Source organism: Alkalitalea saponilacus (genome assembly GCF_900168165.1).
In the GTDB taxonomy this organism is placed as follows: domain Bacteria; phylum Bacteroidota; class Bacteroidia; order Bacteroidales; family Marinilabiliaceae; genus Natronoflexus; species Natronoflexus saponilacus.
Map to the genome: position 1 here is coordinate 1 of NZ_FUYV01000007.1, position 15,158 is coordinate 15,158.

At 37.7% G+C, this 15,158-nt stretch carries 19 protein-coding genes; 3 read left to right on the plus strand and 16 right to left on the minus strand.

Annotated features, from left to right (window positions below):
* The coding region (locus B5X70_RS07275; protein WP_159449996.1) for an ATP-binding protein at nt 1-253 on the plus strand (253 nt) is incomplete at its 5' end.
* A 116-nt stretch (nt 254-369) separates the two neighbouring features.
* Nucleotides 370-1,272, plus strand: coding sequence for a hypothetical protein (locus tag B5X70_RS07280; RefSeq protein WP_143255043.1), 903 nt, complete (start codon nt 370-372; stop codon nt 1,270-1,272).
* 322 nt (nt 1,273-1,594) lie between these two features.
* On the opposite strand, the gene B5X70_RS07285 is transcribed toward B5X70_RS07280, so the two are convergent.
* The 14 genes from B5X70_RS07285 to B5X70_RS07355 all read right to left on the minus strand — a co-directional run bounded on the left by B5X70_RS07285 (nt 1,595) and on the right by B5X70_RS07355 (nt 12,477).
* Nucleotides 1,595-2,527, minus strand: a complete 933-nt coding sequence (locus B5X70_RS07285) for a DUF3137 domain-containing protein (protein WP_079557245.1) — start codon at nt 2,525-2,527, stop codon at nt 1,595-1,597.
* A 541-nt stretch (nt 2,528-3,068) separates the two neighbouring features.
* Nucleotides 3,069-3,332 (minus strand): hypothetical protein, encoded by a 264-nt coding sequence (locus B5X70_RS07290; RefSeq protein ID WP_079557246.1) that lies wholly within the window; start codon nt 3,330-3,332, stop codon nt 3,069-3,071.
* A 99-nt stretch (nt 3,333-3,431) separates the two neighbouring features.
* Entirely contained in the window at nt 3,432-3,599 is a 168-nt protein-coding gene (locus B5X70_RS18040) for a hypothetical protein (RefSeq protein WP_157666520.1), read from the minus strand.
* Between the two features lie 258 nt (nt 3,600-3,857).
* Entirely contained in the window at nt 3,858-4,151 is a 294-nt protein-coding gene (locus B5X70_RS07295; protein ID WP_079557247.1) for a type II toxin-antitoxin system RelE/ParE family toxin, read from the minus strand.
* Entirely contained in the window at nt 4,151-4,369 is a 219-nt protein-coding gene (locus B5X70_RS07300; RefSeq protein WP_079557248.1) for an addiction module protein, read from the minus strand. Before B5X70_RS07300 ends, B5X70_RS07295 begins: the two co-directional genes overlap by 1 nt.
* 103 nt (nt 4,370-4,472) lie before the next feature.
* Entirely contained in the window at nt 4,473-4,838 is a 366-nt protein-coding gene (locus B5X70_RS07305) for a type II toxin-antitoxin system HicB family antitoxin (RefSeq protein WP_079557249.1), read from the minus strand.
* A gap of 149 nt (nt 4,839-4,987) precedes the next feature.
* Nucleotides 4,988-5,185, minus strand: coding sequence for a type II toxin-antitoxin system HicA family toxin (locus B5X70_RS07310; RefSeq protein ID WP_198314176.1), 198 nt, complete (start codon nt 5,183-5,185; stop codon nt 4,988-4,990).
* Between the two features lie 786 nt (nt 5,186-5,971).
* A complete protein-coding gene (locus B5X70_RS07325; protein ID WP_079557250.1) occupies nt 5,972-6,958 on the minus strand; it encodes a hypothetical protein in 987 nt (328 codons plus the stop codon).
* Nucleotides 6,943-9,747: a hypothetical protein gene (locus tag B5X70_RS07330; RefSeq protein ID WP_079557251.1), complete on the minus strand. Its 2,805-nt coding sequence runs from the start codon at nt 9,745-9,747 to the stop codon at nt 6,943-6,945. The genes B5X70_RS07325 and B5X70_RS07330 overlap by 16 nt, the downstream gene beginning before the upstream one ends.
* A 157-nt stretch (nt 9,748-9,904) precedes the next feature.
* Nucleotides 9,905-10,264, minus strand: coding sequence for a transposase (locus B5X70_RS07335; protein ID WP_232468322.1), 360 nt, complete (start codon nt 10,262-10,264; stop codon nt 9,905-9,907).
* Nucleotides 10,265-10,748: 484 nt separating this feature from the next.
* The gene (locus tag B5X70_RS07340; protein WP_079557252.1) at nt 10,749-11,042 is read right to left on the minus strand and encodes a hypothetical protein; all 294 of its coding nucleotides are present in this window, start codon (nt 11,040-11,042) and stop codon (nt 10,749-10,751) included.
* Nucleotides 11,042-11,230: an addiction module protein gene (locus B5X70_RS07345; protein WP_234995078.1), complete on the minus strand. Its 189-nt coding sequence runs from the start codon at nt 11,228-11,230 to the stop codon at nt 11,042-11,044. Before B5X70_RS07345 ends, B5X70_RS07340 begins: the two co-directional genes overlap by 1 nt.
* A 176-nt stretch (nt 11,231-11,406) precedes the next feature.
* The gene (locus B5X70_RS07350) at nt 11,407-11,871 is read right to left on the minus strand and encodes a helix-turn-helix domain-containing protein (RefSeq protein WP_198314175.1); all 465 of its coding nucleotides are present in this window, start codon (nt 11,869-11,871) and stop codon (nt 11,407-11,409) included.
* 282 nt (nt 11,872-12,153) lie between these two features.
* Entirely contained in the window at nt 12,154-12,477 is a 324-nt protein-coding gene (locus B5X70_RS07355) for a type II toxin-antitoxin system HigB family toxin (RefSeq protein ID WP_079557254.1), read from the minus strand.
* A 166-nt stretch (nt 12,478-12,643) separates the two neighbouring features.
* Between B5X70_RS07355 and B5X70_RS07360 the strand changes: the two genes are divergently transcribed.
* On the plus strand, nt 12,644-12,853 hold the full coding sequence (locus tag B5X70_RS07360) for a transcriptional regulator (protein ID WP_143255044.1): 210 nt from the start codon (nt 12,644-12,646) through the stop codon (nt 12,851-12,853).
* A gap of 214 nt (nt 12,854-13,067) precedes the next feature.
* Here the strand turns inward: B5X70_RS07360 and B5X70_RS07365 are convergent, their stop codons facing one another.
* Both B5X70_RS07365 and B5X70_RS07370 read right to left on the minus strand, forming a co-directional pair.
* Nucleotides 13,068-13,334 (minus strand): hypothetical protein, encoded by a 267-nt coding sequence (locus B5X70_RS07365; protein ID WP_079557256.1) that lies wholly within the window; start codon nt 13,332-13,334, stop codon nt 13,068-13,070.
* Nucleotides 13,318-14,994, minus strand: coding sequence for a hypothetical protein (locus tag B5X70_RS07370; RefSeq protein WP_079557257.1), 1,677 nt, complete (start codon nt 14,992-14,994; stop codon nt 13,318-13,320). The genes B5X70_RS07365 and B5X70_RS07370 overlap by 17 nt, the downstream gene beginning before the upstream one ends.
* Nucleotides 14,995-15,158: the final 164 nt, after the last annotated feature.

The following is a 15,158-nucleotide window of genomic DNA, read 5'->3' on the forward strand; positions in this document are numbered from 1 at the left end:
AGTTAAAACAGATTTACTAATCCTGGATGATTTTGGGCTTACCTATCTGGAGAATCAACAAAGGATGGACTTCTTGGAAATGATTGAGGATAGACACGGCAAGAAATCAACGATTATTGCAAGTCAATTGCCAGTCGCAACATGGTATGATGTCATTGGAGAAGAGACTATTGCCGATGCAATTCTTGATAGAATCGTCCATACCTCTTATCGAATTGAACTCAAAGGAGAAAGTTTAAGAAAAAAACTGTAATATTGTCAGTCCATCACGTTCTTTGAACCTTTAACAAAAAGGAAAAATCCTCCGGTTCTAGGGGGTCAATATCACCGGAATATCCAACAAACACCTCTGATGAAACCCGGCAGGGTTTGACGGAAATAATCAAACTTGGATTGGCACCATATCTGGCATCAACTCCCATGGGCAGTCATCTGTTTCTAACAATGAAAGAAATTCAAACTATTGAAAAAAATACGCAGGAAGATCCTTTTAATAACTGGATTTTTGAAGTATATGCAGGAAGTAATTTCTCATTTGAATCACAAAGAGATAATTTTACGGCTCGTTATGGCTTTTACGCCAACAAAACGACGGAAGATATAAAACTACAATTCAGGCCATACTTTAATTATGGGAAATTGAGATTCGAAACAGATAACGAAACAATTATCCGCAAATCACATAGAAATGGCTTTGAAGGTTTTGCAATAAAGAGCATAAATGACCATTGGTCAATGGGTCTGTTTTTGTACTCACTTTCGAGTACATTTCATAATACTCGGTTCAATGTTGAATTAATACCAGGAATTGAGTACAGCCTTTACCCCTATCAGGAAGCAACCCGAAAGTCAATAACAATGTCGTACCAACTTGGAGCCGGATACCATAATTACATTGAAGAAACAATTTTTAATCAAACAGAAGAGTTTTTATGGGGTCATAAACTAAATCTATCTGTAAGAATTCAGCAGCCCTGGGGGAACATAATGGGAGGTATTAACGGATCTCACTATTTTCATGACTTCAATGCCAACCGCGTAGATCTATTTTCCAATCTAAACCTGAGGATATTCAGTGGTTTTTCACTCAGTTTTCGGGGAAATTTTAACTTCATTAACGACCTCGTTGCATTGCCCATAGGCGACATGTCTGTTGAAGACATCTTGCTACAGCAAAGACGCCAGAGCACCAATTATCAGGCAAGTGGATCCATTGGGTTTTCATATACGTTTGGGTCGAAATACACCAATGTGGTAAATACGAGATTTTAGCATCAGTTAGATAATACGACACCTGATTAATTAATAGGTCAGCCGTTGGCGCGAGTTTGCACCTTAAATCCTCTCCATTGACGCTAAACGAAATTTGACGTAGTCATTTTTTAATTCGTTTGCAGTTCATGACTAGCCCGGGCTTCGACTTTGCCCCGATTGCAAATCGGCGCGAACGGGAGGCTAGAACGATATTTTATTTGCGAAATAGCCGTTTTATCGGGAGCACAAAAAATAGAATCAAAAATCCTCGGGAGACGCACTCAAATTCGTGATAACGTTTTCGCACAAGCACAAAACGAATCACAAATATTAGCTACCACTATAGCCAAATTCGAGTGTTCAAATCCAGATCTTCAACAACATCAGTTAGCAGACCAAGATAAAAGTAGTGTTTTTGAATAAACTCCTTATTGTTTATGGGTTTTAGATAACGAGGTTCAAAGAGATCCGTTCGGGATGGGATAGTAACATATAGATAATTATCAATAAATGAGAAGCTAACATTAGCATTTAGCTTTTTCTTATAGTTTAACATTTTATCCATAAGGGCTGGAGTAAGCTTATAACGTGACTCTACCTGATTCTCTGCAATTGTCAGAAATCTTTTGTTGAACTCAATATTTTCAAGCTTAACATATACTGCTTTTTTCATATAACCAAAGAAATTCAATCTGACTTTTCTTAATAAAGGCCTATTTCTGCGGTTAATTAACACTGTTTTGGAACTGAATCGTTTATTAAACTTCACCGCAATAAAAATCCCGTTAAAGACTGCCCCCTCAGTCAATATGGGGTCAGTAGTGATTTCTGACATATAAACAACGGTACTATTTATTCTACAACTAATAAAATCTTCTCCCTCATGGTTATAAACATAATGATTAAACAAAAGGCTTTTTCGTAACAGATTTACACTCATCTTCTGATTGGGAAGATATTGCACATCTTCATAGAAATATTCGAGTAAGCCCAGAATAACAACATCTTTGAACTTAGACCTTATATTTCTCATAACAATATCGAGATTGACGAAGAGTATAATCACTCCGGCCATTATCAACATAACAAAAAGAAAGGTAAAAAAATGTAATTCTAATATAATGCCCACAACAACCATAGCAAACGAAATAGAAGCAAGGATCCCCCCTAACAGAATACCCCTTGCGCTATTTTTCCTTACCTCCTCCAATGGTTTCAAATGGGGCAGAATCTTTTCAAATATTTCATCAAAACTTTTCCCTTCTGTTTTCATAATTCAGGTTAAGGTATTTAAATATAAATGGTTACAACAAGGCATTAAGTCCAAAATTGTAAGCCATTTTCAAGTTGACAATTGTAGAAACAATAAAAAAGAGTTGGTTTGTGATTTGTTCGTGTAAAAACTTCAATACATCCAAGAACTAATATCTTTAAATAAGCTTATTGGAACGAGCAACCACTCAAACTAACGGCTTGCTAATATAGCTAAAAAAGCACGAATTAATGCTCGACTCTGCTGCTTAACCTTTGAAACGAAATTCGTGCTAACGGAACCGGGAAGTCACAGAAACAAAATGACACATCGCCCTAATTATTTAAATACTAACCTCCAAAATAGTCAGAACTATATTTGATTAAATAAAAGAGAGACATAGTGGTAAAAACTACCCCAGCCACGGTAAAAAACCATGCCATCCAATACGGAGGGCGGTAGCTCATCACCATTTGATTATTGGCAGTGAGTTGTTTTATGTATACTCCACCTGGCTCTGTCCAAATTGTTATGCTATCACCAATACTAAAAGTATAGTTTTCTATAACTTCTCGTTCTTTTCTTCTATCGGTGTAATAGATTTCTTTATAACTTTAAGATAGAAAACGGATCTTTCTAAATCAACTGCTTTGGAATAATATACTGCATCGCCATAACTAACAAGTTTACCTTCGTGTAACTTGAGATCTTTAGGAGTATCAGGGATATCGTTGACTATTTGTATTCCTCCTAATAATGATGCAACACCAAATGGCAATCCGATAAATAAAACTCTTAAATACCCACTCTTCTTGAATATGCTCATTGTAATAATTCATTTTTTCAACTTCACCGCCCATGCTCGGCGAAGCTTGTAACTTCGTCGTTTTAAACCGTAGTCTTATGACTACACATATCTAATTATCTAAGCTGGCAAAGTCAAAACATCAACCTTCAAATAATTACTCAACCCTGCATAATTGCGTGCCGAACTCCATAAATAATCTTCCGGCCTTTCAACAATTCCCTCAACAACAAGATTGTTATAAATGTAGTTTAGCGTTTGGTCGAAAAACTTATTGGACTCTATCATTTCTGCATGATTACCATCTTGCCAGAATTTATATTCTTTTACGTTTTTAAGGTTCCCGGCGGCTTTTTAAAAGTAAGAGAGCATCCACTCACGCCGACTTACCGTTGGTGCGAGTTTACAACTCATGCCCTATCCACCTTAAATCCTCTCCATTGACGCTAAACGAAATTTGACATAGTCATTTTTTAATTCACTTACAGTTCATGACTAGCCCGTGCTTCGACTTTGCCCCGATTGCAAATCGGCGCGAACGGGGAGTTATTTGCGTTTCTTCCAGATTTTGGGGTTTCTACTGGTATGTTGGATAGCTAAAACATAGATGACTCCATTTTCAACAATAAAGAATATCCCAAAAGGGAAACGTTCTATTAAAGCCCTTTGAATATTTTTATAAACTACCTGAAAATGGCTAGGATTTCTTTGGATGGCATTAATTTTTGCATCTAAAGCCAGTAAAAACTCATTCCCTAAGCCTTCTCTTTTATCATTGTACCAGATAGCTGCTTCAGTGGCATCTAATTCGGCAAAAGGCTTGATAATTAGCCTATGCATCAGAACTGACTTTTTATCCTGGCTTTAACTTCGTCCCAGCTTGAGCCTTCCTCCGGGTTATTTTTATGGCCTTCAAGCCTTTCTTCCAATAATTGCTTGGTTTCTTCCGATAATTCAACCTGTTCATCACTTTCAGCAATACTGTCCCAAATGGCTTCAACCATTAAAATGCGCTCTGAAACGCTCAATTTTAATATGTCTTGCATTATTTTTGTCATACTACAAATTTAACGATTTCTACCTGGTTTTAGTTCCATTTTAATGAACAAAACCCCCTCCGTTGGCGTGCTTTTCTGATGACTGACGAGGACGAATACCGATTTACCGACTTGTGCGGGGGGATAATTTTCCAAATATCCGAAAAACTCTTTCTCTAATAGATTCTGCAACAAAGTTATTTAATGACATTCTATCCTCCATTGCAAGTAAAGCTGCTTTCTGATGAAGCTCGGCCGAAATCCGAACATTAAAACTGCCTTTAAAGGGCTTTTCTGGTGTAATCCCCTCTTCCTTACAGTCAGACAAATATGCATCAACAGCTGCTTTAAAATCAGCTTCTAACTCACTGCCTGTTTTCCCTTCATAAGATATCAGACCATTGATACCAAGAACTTTTCCATACAACAAATCATCTTCTTTGCTGTATTCAATGCTTCCTGTATATCCTTTATGTTCTAAATTTTTCATGTATCTATAATTTGTTTTTCAATGGGCACATGGAACTCGCCACATAGTCATTCCCTAATGAAAAAAGCTTTGACTTCATCGATCTGTCGATTCTCATGGCTCGTTTCATAATCCTAATACCTCTTTAATTTGTTTCAACTGATACTGCTTCATAATCCCAGATGGGTCGGCTTATGAAGCATTATGGGCAATCCATCTGGATTCATAAACTTAACCCGGGAACCCGAAGTTTTCCCTTTTCTCACTTCTCTAAATTCAAAATAGCCTAAAAGCTTAACCATCTCATCGTAATGAAAATCAGATGGCATAGTCAAAAAACGGGCTATTAACTTTTCTCTTTTAGACATAATACAAATGTAACTATATTTAGTTGCAAAATCAACAGTTTTTATTTTAATGGATGATATTTCTCCATTTCTTTCTGCAAATCCTCCAAAGTGTCTATTCTATAGCGTTCAGTACTACTTACGTATTTGTGGCCGGCCATGCATTACACTTCTCTCAGATTGTGATGTTTGAGCCAATTGGTAATGATGCTTGCACGGATTTGTGCCATGTTTGTGAGTCTTGGTTCATAGCGGTTTATCATAGCTTTTATTCTGAACCTGCCAGGGAATAGACAACCGTTGGCGAAAGATTCTGTAAAGGCAAAGCGGCAGAGCCGAGCGGCAACACGTGTCAATTTCAACTCAAATCCGCTCCAATTTGCCCCATTCTTTTATAATCTCCAAATAATTTCTTAAACCTGTATAATTTCGTGCACTCGAATATAAATAATCTTCCGGCCTTTCAACAATTCCCTCAACAACAAGATTGTTATGAATGTAGTTTAGCTTTTGGTCGAGAAACATATTTGCAATTCATGATTTAAAGCAAAGCGCAAATTACCGCTCACAATAACGAGGTGAACTGGAATAAAAGTACGAATTACCGCTCGGCTCTGCCGCTTAGTTTACCAAGAAATTCGCGCGAACGGGGGGGGGGGTAGACTAAAAAACCATTTTCAAGCTTATTGATAAAATGCTTACCAATAAAAAGTTTAAAGATTTTTTTAATAAAAATATTGCGGCCTTGTAATATAATAGCACGAATTGCAAATTGACAAAGTCGAACTTGGTTTTGCGATAACGGGATTACCTAATATATATAAAACCATCCAAGTCTCTGGTGAATGTGTAAGTATCCTTATTCTGCTCATACCATTCACGCGCTTGAAGTATCAACTCCCACTTCTCATGTTTATCGTCTTCTATCCTTGGATTAATAACTCTGTCTAAACTATTAATAGCAGTAGGGAAGCCATCAACCATCATTGCTAAGTGATGTATGGCATCTGTGCCTACCCATCCATAATATTTTATCCCATCACCATAATCCTCCATAAGCCGAATACTGTCGTCATAGAGATACTGGAATAACCGCTCGATAGTTTCCTTCTGCCTTGCGTAGTTTAAAAGTATCATATGGTTTAATATTTCCGAAGCAGAATCCTCGTGGCTGGTTCTATCAATTTGTAGATTCGCCAGAGAGTCTATCGTATGTTGGTCCCCCAAGCGAGCAAGGGCGGCATCAAGGTTACTATGAAGTAATTTACTGCCACGAGGCCGCTCACGTTTCCCCCATGCCCTTAACCTTGGGAGCTCGCTTTCTAACCCCAACCATACAACTAATAATGGTAGATCATAATTACCACCCCTAAAAAACATAGAGTCTCTCATTGCCTCAACATGAGAAGGGGTGAATTCATTAACATCAGCCCACTTAGTTAAACTCCCTGTTATGCAGGCTGTCTCATCAAGTAGCGGATTTTTGGCCATTTCAATTATCTTACCTATGAAACACTCCCGGTTAGTGGTATCATCCTTGGGAATATGCCTCAAAAAAACAGCAAGTCTACAATGAAAATGCACGTAACGACGACAAGTGGTAAGGGTATCAAGAATACTACTGTAATAGCTAACGCTGAATGCCACATCCTGAGCTAAAAGCACATAATTAGGTTCAAACTTCTGTTCTGCCAGAACGCTATCGATATCGGCCATTATTTCCGCATGCTGCCCCTTAATTGTGCCAACAAATAAGGTCGCCACTGCTATAAATAATACTATTCTTCGGTCCATTGCTGTAAATTGTTAAAGTAATAGAGTTTTTCAATCAGGAAGAGCACCTGGTAAGCCTTTAGTTTAGCTCCGTTATAACGACCATAATTCATTATATTAAAGGGATCCAGGACTACTCCAAATTCTTCCCTCACATCCCTAAGTCCAAAGATGCTATGCCCAAGCTCGTGGGCAATCGTAATGTCTTGATTAGTCGATTTAGTGGTTACTGTGGCAAAAGGATGCTCACCAATTCTTGGAAAATTTAAATTTCTAATTGCATACCCATTTATGATTCTGCTTTCTTCGCCTACAATATCTTTACCAATTATAAAAAGGTAATAAGTATTAGACTTTCGATTTATGCTATTATGAATTGACGATGTTGATACTCTACAAGTCCTATCAAGCTTGTCATCTTGGTTTAAGTTGTAGTCTAAACTAATCCTTTGAACATTACCAATGTTCATATTAATGTTCACGCCTAAAGGGCTAAAAATCTTGTTAACTTCTGCTTCAATATCATTCCAAGACTTTCTATAAGTGGGGTAATCATCCTCCGTCGGGTGCTTTACTAAAACAATCTGAACATTGAAAGTATAAGATGGTATTGGCTTCACTGCTACCACATTTAACTTCCCTACCACCTCGCTTTCTGGGGTACTGCGTGCTTCAACAAAGTAGTTCCCAGTTCTTGGGTACTGGTTGCCAAGTAACTGAATATTCAGAAAATCGTTATCGCTTAACTGAGCTTTGCCATTCCCCGTTAAAACAATATCTCTACAAGTATTGTGCCCATCAAACGTTAGACTAACCGTTTTTTCTTCTTTTTCACCAATAAAAACCCAAGGAACTCCCTGGCCCATAGGAGTTGAGAAAGATGGATATTGCTTGCTCTCTCCATTCAGTATTGCGCAATTAGGATCTGCTGGTGAAACTGTACAGTTATAATCTATTCCATAATCGTAATCTATACTACCACCTTTTCTAAACTTCACGTGGGTAGGTGGTAAGCAACTTTGTTCTTTTGTTATTGTATAGGTGATTGGCGATCCAAGTTTTGGTACTATAGTGAGAGAATTCTCGTCCTTGGTAAAAGGATACTCCACCCATGAATTATCAAATTCAATATTTTCTCCATTCCACTCCACCTTCCTTATAAAGCTAAGTGCATCCGCAAAATCCGAAAAGTGCGCTCTAGGATTCCGCTCATAATAATAAAAGTCAACTCCCCTAATCTTAAGCTCTAGCGGGTTAATCCTTTCAATCGTGCGTTCTCGGTCTATTGGGTCTATCCTAAGGTCAATCTTGTCAGAACTTTCAGGGGTAGAGTTATAGAACACCTGTGGCATTAATGGGACAAACCTAACAAAAGAGGGCAAATTGTTTCTGCTACTATAATCACACCATAATTTAAGAATTACCTCTTGACTTGAAAGGTCTAATTCAATAAATTCATTATCAATAAGTTCAATTTCTTCACCTTCATAATACTTCCATTTAGATCTTTGAGAATACCTAATTTCACCAGACCTGTTTAATACCCCACCTCTTAATTTCACTTTGAAAACTTCTTCAGTTGGAAAATAGTAAACAACCATTTCTTTCAAAAAATCAATTGATGAAGCACCTAAAGCTTCTCTATTATATATTTCATGCAGTTCTCCTTCTATTTCAATATAATGATCACCTGAAGAATAATACGCCCCTTCCTCCTCATCCTGACTCCACGCAAACAAAATCTTCTCCGGGTTATGAATCAAGTCCCATTGGTACTTCCATAGCTCCACACCGTCGGCGTAGTCCATGAGGTTGCGGGTTTGGTTTTGGGGCAAGTAGTGTTGGGCTTTGTCGCTAAAGGTGTGGCGCAGGTTAAAGGCACCATGCGCCAATTCGTGTGCCAGTAAATCCAAATCTCTTGTTTCAAAGTTAAAAATAAATCCGTAATTGCCCGCCAAAGGCATAAATCCTTTTCGGTTGCTGGCCAAACTGGGTATGTCAACAAAAAACAGGTACATGGTGTTGTCATCGGCAGGGCGGTTGCGCTTGTAGGTGCGGATGACCTTGTTCATGTCGGAAGTGTACTTGCTGAGCATGGCGGTGCCTTCCACTTTAAAGTCCTCCTCATTAATGCGGCCTACTTCTATGGCATCATCTACCCTCACCTGCCAGTTTACAACGGCAGAGGAGTAAATCTCGTTCAAGCGTTTGCTTATGCTGCTGGTATTGGTATTGGCAGATGGAAAACCTGCCTGATTTACCGGAACCAGTACAACTTCTTTTATTTTGCGGTTATAAGTAACCAGACCAAGGGAACCGGCTTCAGTCAGCATCTCGTCGGTTACAGAGTCATTAACATGTACCGTTGATGCCCGCGCCACTGTCAGCATCTCTTCTTCTCCGGCCATACCGCCGGTAATGAGTAACTCCAGCATGTTGTTTTGCCCCGGCCGCACGGGTGTAATAATGCCACTCTCGCGAATCACCCTGAGACTGTCACGGCTACACAGGCCGGTGGGAATAATGTTAACCACATCGGTATTTCCGGCATCTATGGATTTCCATGGAATATGATTCCCACCGCGGTCGCGCGTGAAGTATGCGTCAGGTTTAATGATGTTATTTCCATCATGGTCGAAACCAAACCTTTGAGTTGCAGAGGGTCGAAACTCTACCTGACAACCATAAACCCGGGATTGAGCCTGAGTGCGGATGTTCGAAGAGCTTCCGGGACTGGAAGTAGGAGCCTGAAAGACCTGTCCGGTTGCCTGGTCGGCAACGTAAACAGTTCCGGGAGTAATAACTCCCATGCTCGGCGAAGTTTGCAACTTCGTCGTTTCAACATTTGTAGTCTCCTGACTACACCTATCTAATTATCTTAGCTGGCAAAGTCAAAACATCAACCTTTAAATAATTACTTAACCCAGCATAATTACGGGCACTTGACTACAAATAATCTTCGGCATGTTAAACTATTTGCGCACGAACAGGATTATTATGGATATATTCGATTTTTTCAGCTATGAAATCGTTTGAATATAACAATACAGCATGATTCTCATGCGTCCAAACCTGATAGGAACTATTGCGCTTATGTTGTGATGCGGCTTTGCTAAAAACACTTAATAGCCATTCTCTTCTGCTCTCTGGTATTGAATTTATCGTTTCAATAGGTCTTTTACTTGTGAATTTCATGATATCTCGAATAGTGCCGCTCAAATCGCCAATGCTGCTATTGGCAATTAAATGAACATGGTTCGACATTATGACATAAGCAAACAACTGAATGCCTTTATACTCCATAGCAAAACGAAAGCTATCCAGCACTATATCCCGGTAAACTGAACGTGAAAATATATCAGCCCAATATACTACCTGAAACGAGCCATTAATTATCCAACATTATATCAAAAACAGGACATCGCCATGAACCGGAAGCTATTGGCGAGTTCTATGCGATTATTAAAAAACAAATGTTTGACGCATAAAATGTGAAGTAGTGTAAACCGTTCTGTTCCTTTATTTGATAACCTTTGGACATTACTGATCTTTTTAATTTGAAGATAACGAATTTACCATATATTTGATTGTGGTAATGGCAGATCTTGGTAAATCAAGCGCCATAGCCGAGCGACAAACTGCTAGTTATGATGCGATGTAGTCAACCAACGCTTTTTTTTACACACAAGACTACGCCGAGCAGAGGGCAGAGATAGTTGCAAACTACTGAAAAAAGAAAGCGTAGAAGCAATCTACGCTTAGCCCTTTCAATCTTTTATGCAATTATTTATAAACTACTATTTGCAGGGGATTATTTGCGTTTCTTCCAGATTTTGGGGTTTCTACTGGTATGTTGGATAGCTAAAACATAGATGATTCCATTTTCAACTATAAAGAATATGCCAAAAGGGAAACGTTCTATTAAAGCCCTTTGAATATTTTTATAGACTACCTGAAAATGGCTTGGATTTCTTTGGATGGCATTAATTTTTGCATCTAAAGCCAGTAAAAACTCATTCCCTAAGCCTTCTCTTCTATCATTATACCAGATAGCTGCTTCAGTGGCATCTAATTCGGTAAAAGGCTTGATAATTAGCCTATGCATCAGAACTGACTTTTTATCCTGGCTTTAACTTCGTCCCAGATTGAGCCTTCCTCCGGGTTATTTTTATGGGCTTTAAGCCTTTCATCCAGTAATTGCTTGGTTTCTTCCGTTAATTCAACCTGTTCATCATTTTCAGCAATACTGTCCCAAATGGCTTCTACCATTAAAATACGCTCTGAAACGCTCATTTTTAATATGTCTTGCATTATTTATGTCATACTACAAATTTAACGATTTTTACCTGGTTTTAGTTCTATTTTAATGGATAAAATTTCCTCCGTTGACGTGCTTTTCTGATGACTGACGAGGACTGTTTATCCCGAAAAGCGGGAAACACCGATTTACCGGGCTTGTGTGGGGGGATTTAAATCATTGCAGTCCTTGAACCTGTGAAATATTCTTTTATAGATTCTATCTTCAAGAGTTTTTCTCTTTTTTCAGGGTCTAGTTTTACTTCTCTATTTCCATAAACTAAAGATTCTAATGGAATACCTAAGTATCTGTTCAATAGGGTTATCATTTTTAAAGTCAATGGGCGTTTTCCATGCAAAACTTCAGACACCCTGGTTTTCCCTCCGAACAAAGGTGCTACATCAGCCTGTTTTAAATTCATCTGTTCCATTCTAAACTTGATGGCTTCAACCGGATTTGGCGCTGCCACCGGATAATGTTCTTGCTCGTATTTTTCAACAAGTAAAGACAATAGCTCCATTTCTTCACCTTCCGGACTGTCGGGTTCTATCGCATTTTCATTGCTGTTAATCAAAGTGTAAATGCGTTCACAAGCTTCGTTGTACTCTTGTTCTGTCTTTAATATTTTAGTTTTCATTTGAAAATAATTAGTTTAAATCATTGGCCAAATGTAACTTCCATGAGGTGGTATTTTCATCTTCTTGTTGTGAGTTTCGCACTCATGGGCGTTTCATCCGAAAATAATTTAGTTAATTCATTGGTATAATGAAACTTCCATGAGATGTTGTTTTGGCTAAGGCCGATCATCGATTCATTTTCTTGTAGTGAGTTGCTCACTCATGGGCGTTTCATCCGTAAATAATTTTTATGAATATGGCCGGATGGAACTCGCATGATGAATTTTCATCCATATTTGTGGTTAACGAATCATGCTCGTTTCATAACTTACTGTTTTTGCGTCTATCTTGTCGTATTCTTTATGCATTCCAAACCAAACGACAAAGACTATTTTTAACTTATATTCAATGTCAATAATCAGGCGATAATCATTGCCTTTAATATTGAACACTACTCTTTTTGAACTTATTATACTGGCATTGCCATATTTTGCTTTTAGTTCTTTTGCATTGTTCCATGTAGAGAACCGAACTTCGTAAATCCAGGCTTTTACAGACTCTTCAGCCTGTTGATACTTGCTTTGCTTGCAATACTCGGTTAATGTTGATTCTTTTATTGTTCGCATACTCTACAAAGAAAACAAAAGTTACCCTTATTGGTAACTTAATTTGATTTTATCTTTTTGACATATCTATACTGTATGCAAACGTATCAAAAAGTCATTTCAACTTAGTCACTACGCTTTTTTATACAAAAGACTACGCCGAGCAGAGCTACAAAAATTTGCCGTATTGTTTGATATGACCGTTGACCAAATACTGAACTTTGAAGGCGAACTACCTAAAGAAATTTCTTTGGAAGACAAAACCGAAATGGAACAGTTTAAACTCATTCAGCAATTAGAAGAAGAAGATAAACAAACTGTTTTCAAAATCATCAACACAATGCTTACCAAATCTAAGTTTAAAGACTTCTTTAATATAAATATCGCGGCGTTGTAAAACAACAACACGAATCGGAGATTCGCGCTAACGGACAACGAGCTTCTTAATCTCTTTAATAGAACACAAGACTTACCGGATGACCAAAAGAAGACCGTTAAAGATTTACTTTCTGCTTTTTTGTTGAAATCTAATCTTAGGCAGCAACTAATTTAAAATCACTTTGCATGAATCGCAGATTTACACTAACAAATATAGGAACGCAAATTATTATTTACTTTTCTTTCATGAATTTTTTATATGCCCACCAAAAACAAAACAGTGCAATCAATATTAAAAACGACAACACCATTGATTTACCGCCAACATCATCTAATTGCCTCAATATTAACAGCCCTAATTTAGGTCCTTTCCCTCTTGGTAATTCTCTATTCTCTAGTAATAATTTCTCATAACTACTCTCTAAAAGAAAGGCAAGTACTAAGGCAACAAAACCCATGATTATATTTAAATACCAAGAATCTTCAAAATTCCTTTTCATAAATTTCATTAACTAAATTACCTAAATTAACACCAACCTTTGCTAATATCCATTCTACTAAATCTTTATCCAAACCTAAAGAATATAACCGTTTTACAGTTGCTTCAGCATCATTATTTAAAGATCTTTCTATCAGCCTACTATATCTGCATCTTGACTTCAACAATCTATTCGCTAAAAAATTCGTCAGAAAAGCTTGCCCACAATCAAAAATCACTGTTTCATAATCATATCTCATACCTCCCATCTCAAGAAAAGCCATATTCAAACAAGTCATTGTACTTGCCTGTAACCAGCTGGAATGAAAAGTTTCTACCCCGCTGTAAACAGCAGATCTCCAATCTATGAAATCATATGCATCCTCAACACTTGTACCACCCAAAGTTAACAATGCCATTTGCAAAGTGATATCAATCATAGCACCAACAGTAAACTTTACTCCTGTTTGCACAACCGTTTTTCCTATTCCATATCCTGTACCAGTTGCAATAATAAAAACTGCATCGATTGTAAAATCATTTAAATCATATTCTATATCAAATTCATATATACCTGGCGTTCGATCGTAAACACTATACATATCTATAAACGGTGTTTTTTCTCTTGGGTCTTGTCTGAATGAATAAAACCCATCAAGCATTGCTGAAATACGCCATGGTAGTTCTTCAATTCGATTTTCTTGATTGAACGTTAGTACCTTTTCTTTATTAAAATACTGCATGGTTAACGCAACTGCCTGTGAACCTGAAAAGTTCATTTTTGCAAGATAATATCCATAACACCAATATATCAACTCATCGCCACAATAATATTTTGTATTACCAGATTTCTCATTCCAAAAAACAGAATTGTCAATACTATAAAGTACTTCATCTTGAACGTTAAAATACCTTCGAATATCTAATGCACCACCTTTTAAGGATTCTATTGCAAACAATTGCCTTGATTTCTTATTGTTTAGCAACACACCTCTAAAGTTCCAATGTTTATTACCCCAACTATCAAAATAACTCTCAATTTGAGATGGCAGAATTTCAATAACACGAATATGATTATTTGTTATCGCACTAATTGTGAAGGGTGAATTTATGCAATATGATGTTGCACTACTAATGCTTTTCAATCCGTCCAAATGTTCTTCGATATATTCATTTGGAAGGAACGGATTTCGTTTTACAAAAGTCTCTTTTTTTATTTTTAAATCTAAATCATAATCAACAAAATAATAAAAAGCACTATTCTTATCAGCAGCTTTTTTGATGTTCTTATCCCATGGATATGGTACTTTATAATCAGCACCTTCAAATGTCAAAATCTTATATTGACAAGAATTATATGGCTCATCAAAAACAATTATCTTTCCTAATGCAATCGCCGCCCCCTCACTCTCATCCTGGCTCCACGAAAACAAAATCTTCTCCGGGTTATGAATCAAGTCCCATTGGTACTTCCATAGCTCCACACCGCCTGCATAATCCATGAGGTTGCGGGTTTGGTTTTGGGGCAAGTAGTGTTGGGCTTTGTCGCTAAAGGTGTGGCGCAGATTAAAGGCGCCATGCGCCAGTTCGTGTGCCAGTAAATCCAAATCTCTTGTTTCAAAGTTAAAAATAAATCCGTAATTCGCTGCTAAAGGCATAAAACCTTTATGGTTGCTGTCCATGTTAGGTATATCGAGGAAGAATAGATACAAGGTGTTGTCGTCGGTAAAGCGGTTGCGCTTGTATTGTCGGATAACCTTGTGAGGGGATTATCCCACTCTCGGCGAAGTTTCTTTGCAAGCAATATGGCAGAGCCGAGCGGAATACGTCGATTTCCGCTACGCTC

Bases quoted from the DNA above. Each gene is read 5' to 3' on its own strand.
- B5X70_RS07285 (WP_079557245.1), bottom strand. From the start codon at position 2,527: ATGAAAACAGAAGGGAAAAGTTTTGATGAAATATTTGAAAAGATTCTG.
- B5X70_RS07290 (WP_079557246.1), bottom strand. From the start codon at position 3,332: ATGAGCATATTCAAGAAGAGTGGGTATTTAAGAGTTTTATTTATCGGA.
- B5X70_RS18040 (WP_157666520.1), bottom strand. From the start codon at position 3,599: ATGATAGAGTCCAATAAGTTTTTCGACCAAACGCTAAACTACATTTAT.
- B5X70_RS07295 (WP_079557247.1), bottom strand. From the start codon at position 4,151: ATGCATAGGCTAATTATCAAGCCTTTTGCCGAATTAGATGCCACTGAA.
- B5X70_RS07300 (WP_079557248.1), bottom strand. From the start codon at position 4,369: ATGACAAAAATAATGCAAGACATATTAAAATTGAGCGTTTCAGAGCGC.
- B5X70_RS07305 (WP_079557249.1), bottom strand. From the start codon at position 4,838: ATGAAAAATTTAGAACATAAAGGATATACAGGAAGCATTGAATACAGC.
- B5X70_RS07310 (WP_198314176.1), bottom strand. From the start codon at position 5,185: ATGTCTAAAAGAGAAAAGTTAATAGCCCGTTTTTTGACTATGCCATCT.
- B5X70_RS07325 (WP_079557250.1), bottom strand. From the start codon at position 6,958: ATGGACCGAAGAATAGTATTATTTATAGCAGTGGCGACCTTATTTGTT.
- B5X70_RS07330 (WP_079557251.1), bottom strand. From the start codon at position 9,747: ATGGGAGTTATTACTCCCGGAACTGTTTACGTTGCCGACCAGGCAACC.
- B5X70_RS07340 (WP_079557252.1), bottom strand. From the start codon at position 11,042: ATGCATAGGCTAATTATCAAGCCTTTTACCGAATTAGATGCCACTGAA.
- B5X70_RS07345 (WP_234995078.1), bottom strand. From the start codon at position 11,230: ATGAGCGTTTCAGAGCGTATTTTAATGGTAGAAGCCATTTGGGACAGT.
- B5X70_RS07350 (WP_198314175.1), bottom strand. From the start codon at position 11,871: ATGAAAACTAAAATATTAAAGACAGAACAAGAGTACAACGAAGCTTGT.
- B5X70_RS07355 (WP_079557254.1), bottom strand. From the start codon at position 12,477: ATGCGAACAATAAAAGAATCAACATTAACCGAGTATTGCAAGCAAAGC.
- B5X70_RS07365 (WP_079557256.1), bottom strand. From the start codon at position 13,334: ATGAAAAGGAATTTTGAAGATTCTTGGTATTTAAATATAATCATGGGT.
- B5X70_RS07370 (WP_079557257.1), bottom strand. From the start codon at position 14,994: ATGGACAGCAACCATAAAGGTTTTATGCCTTTAGCAGCGAATTACGGA.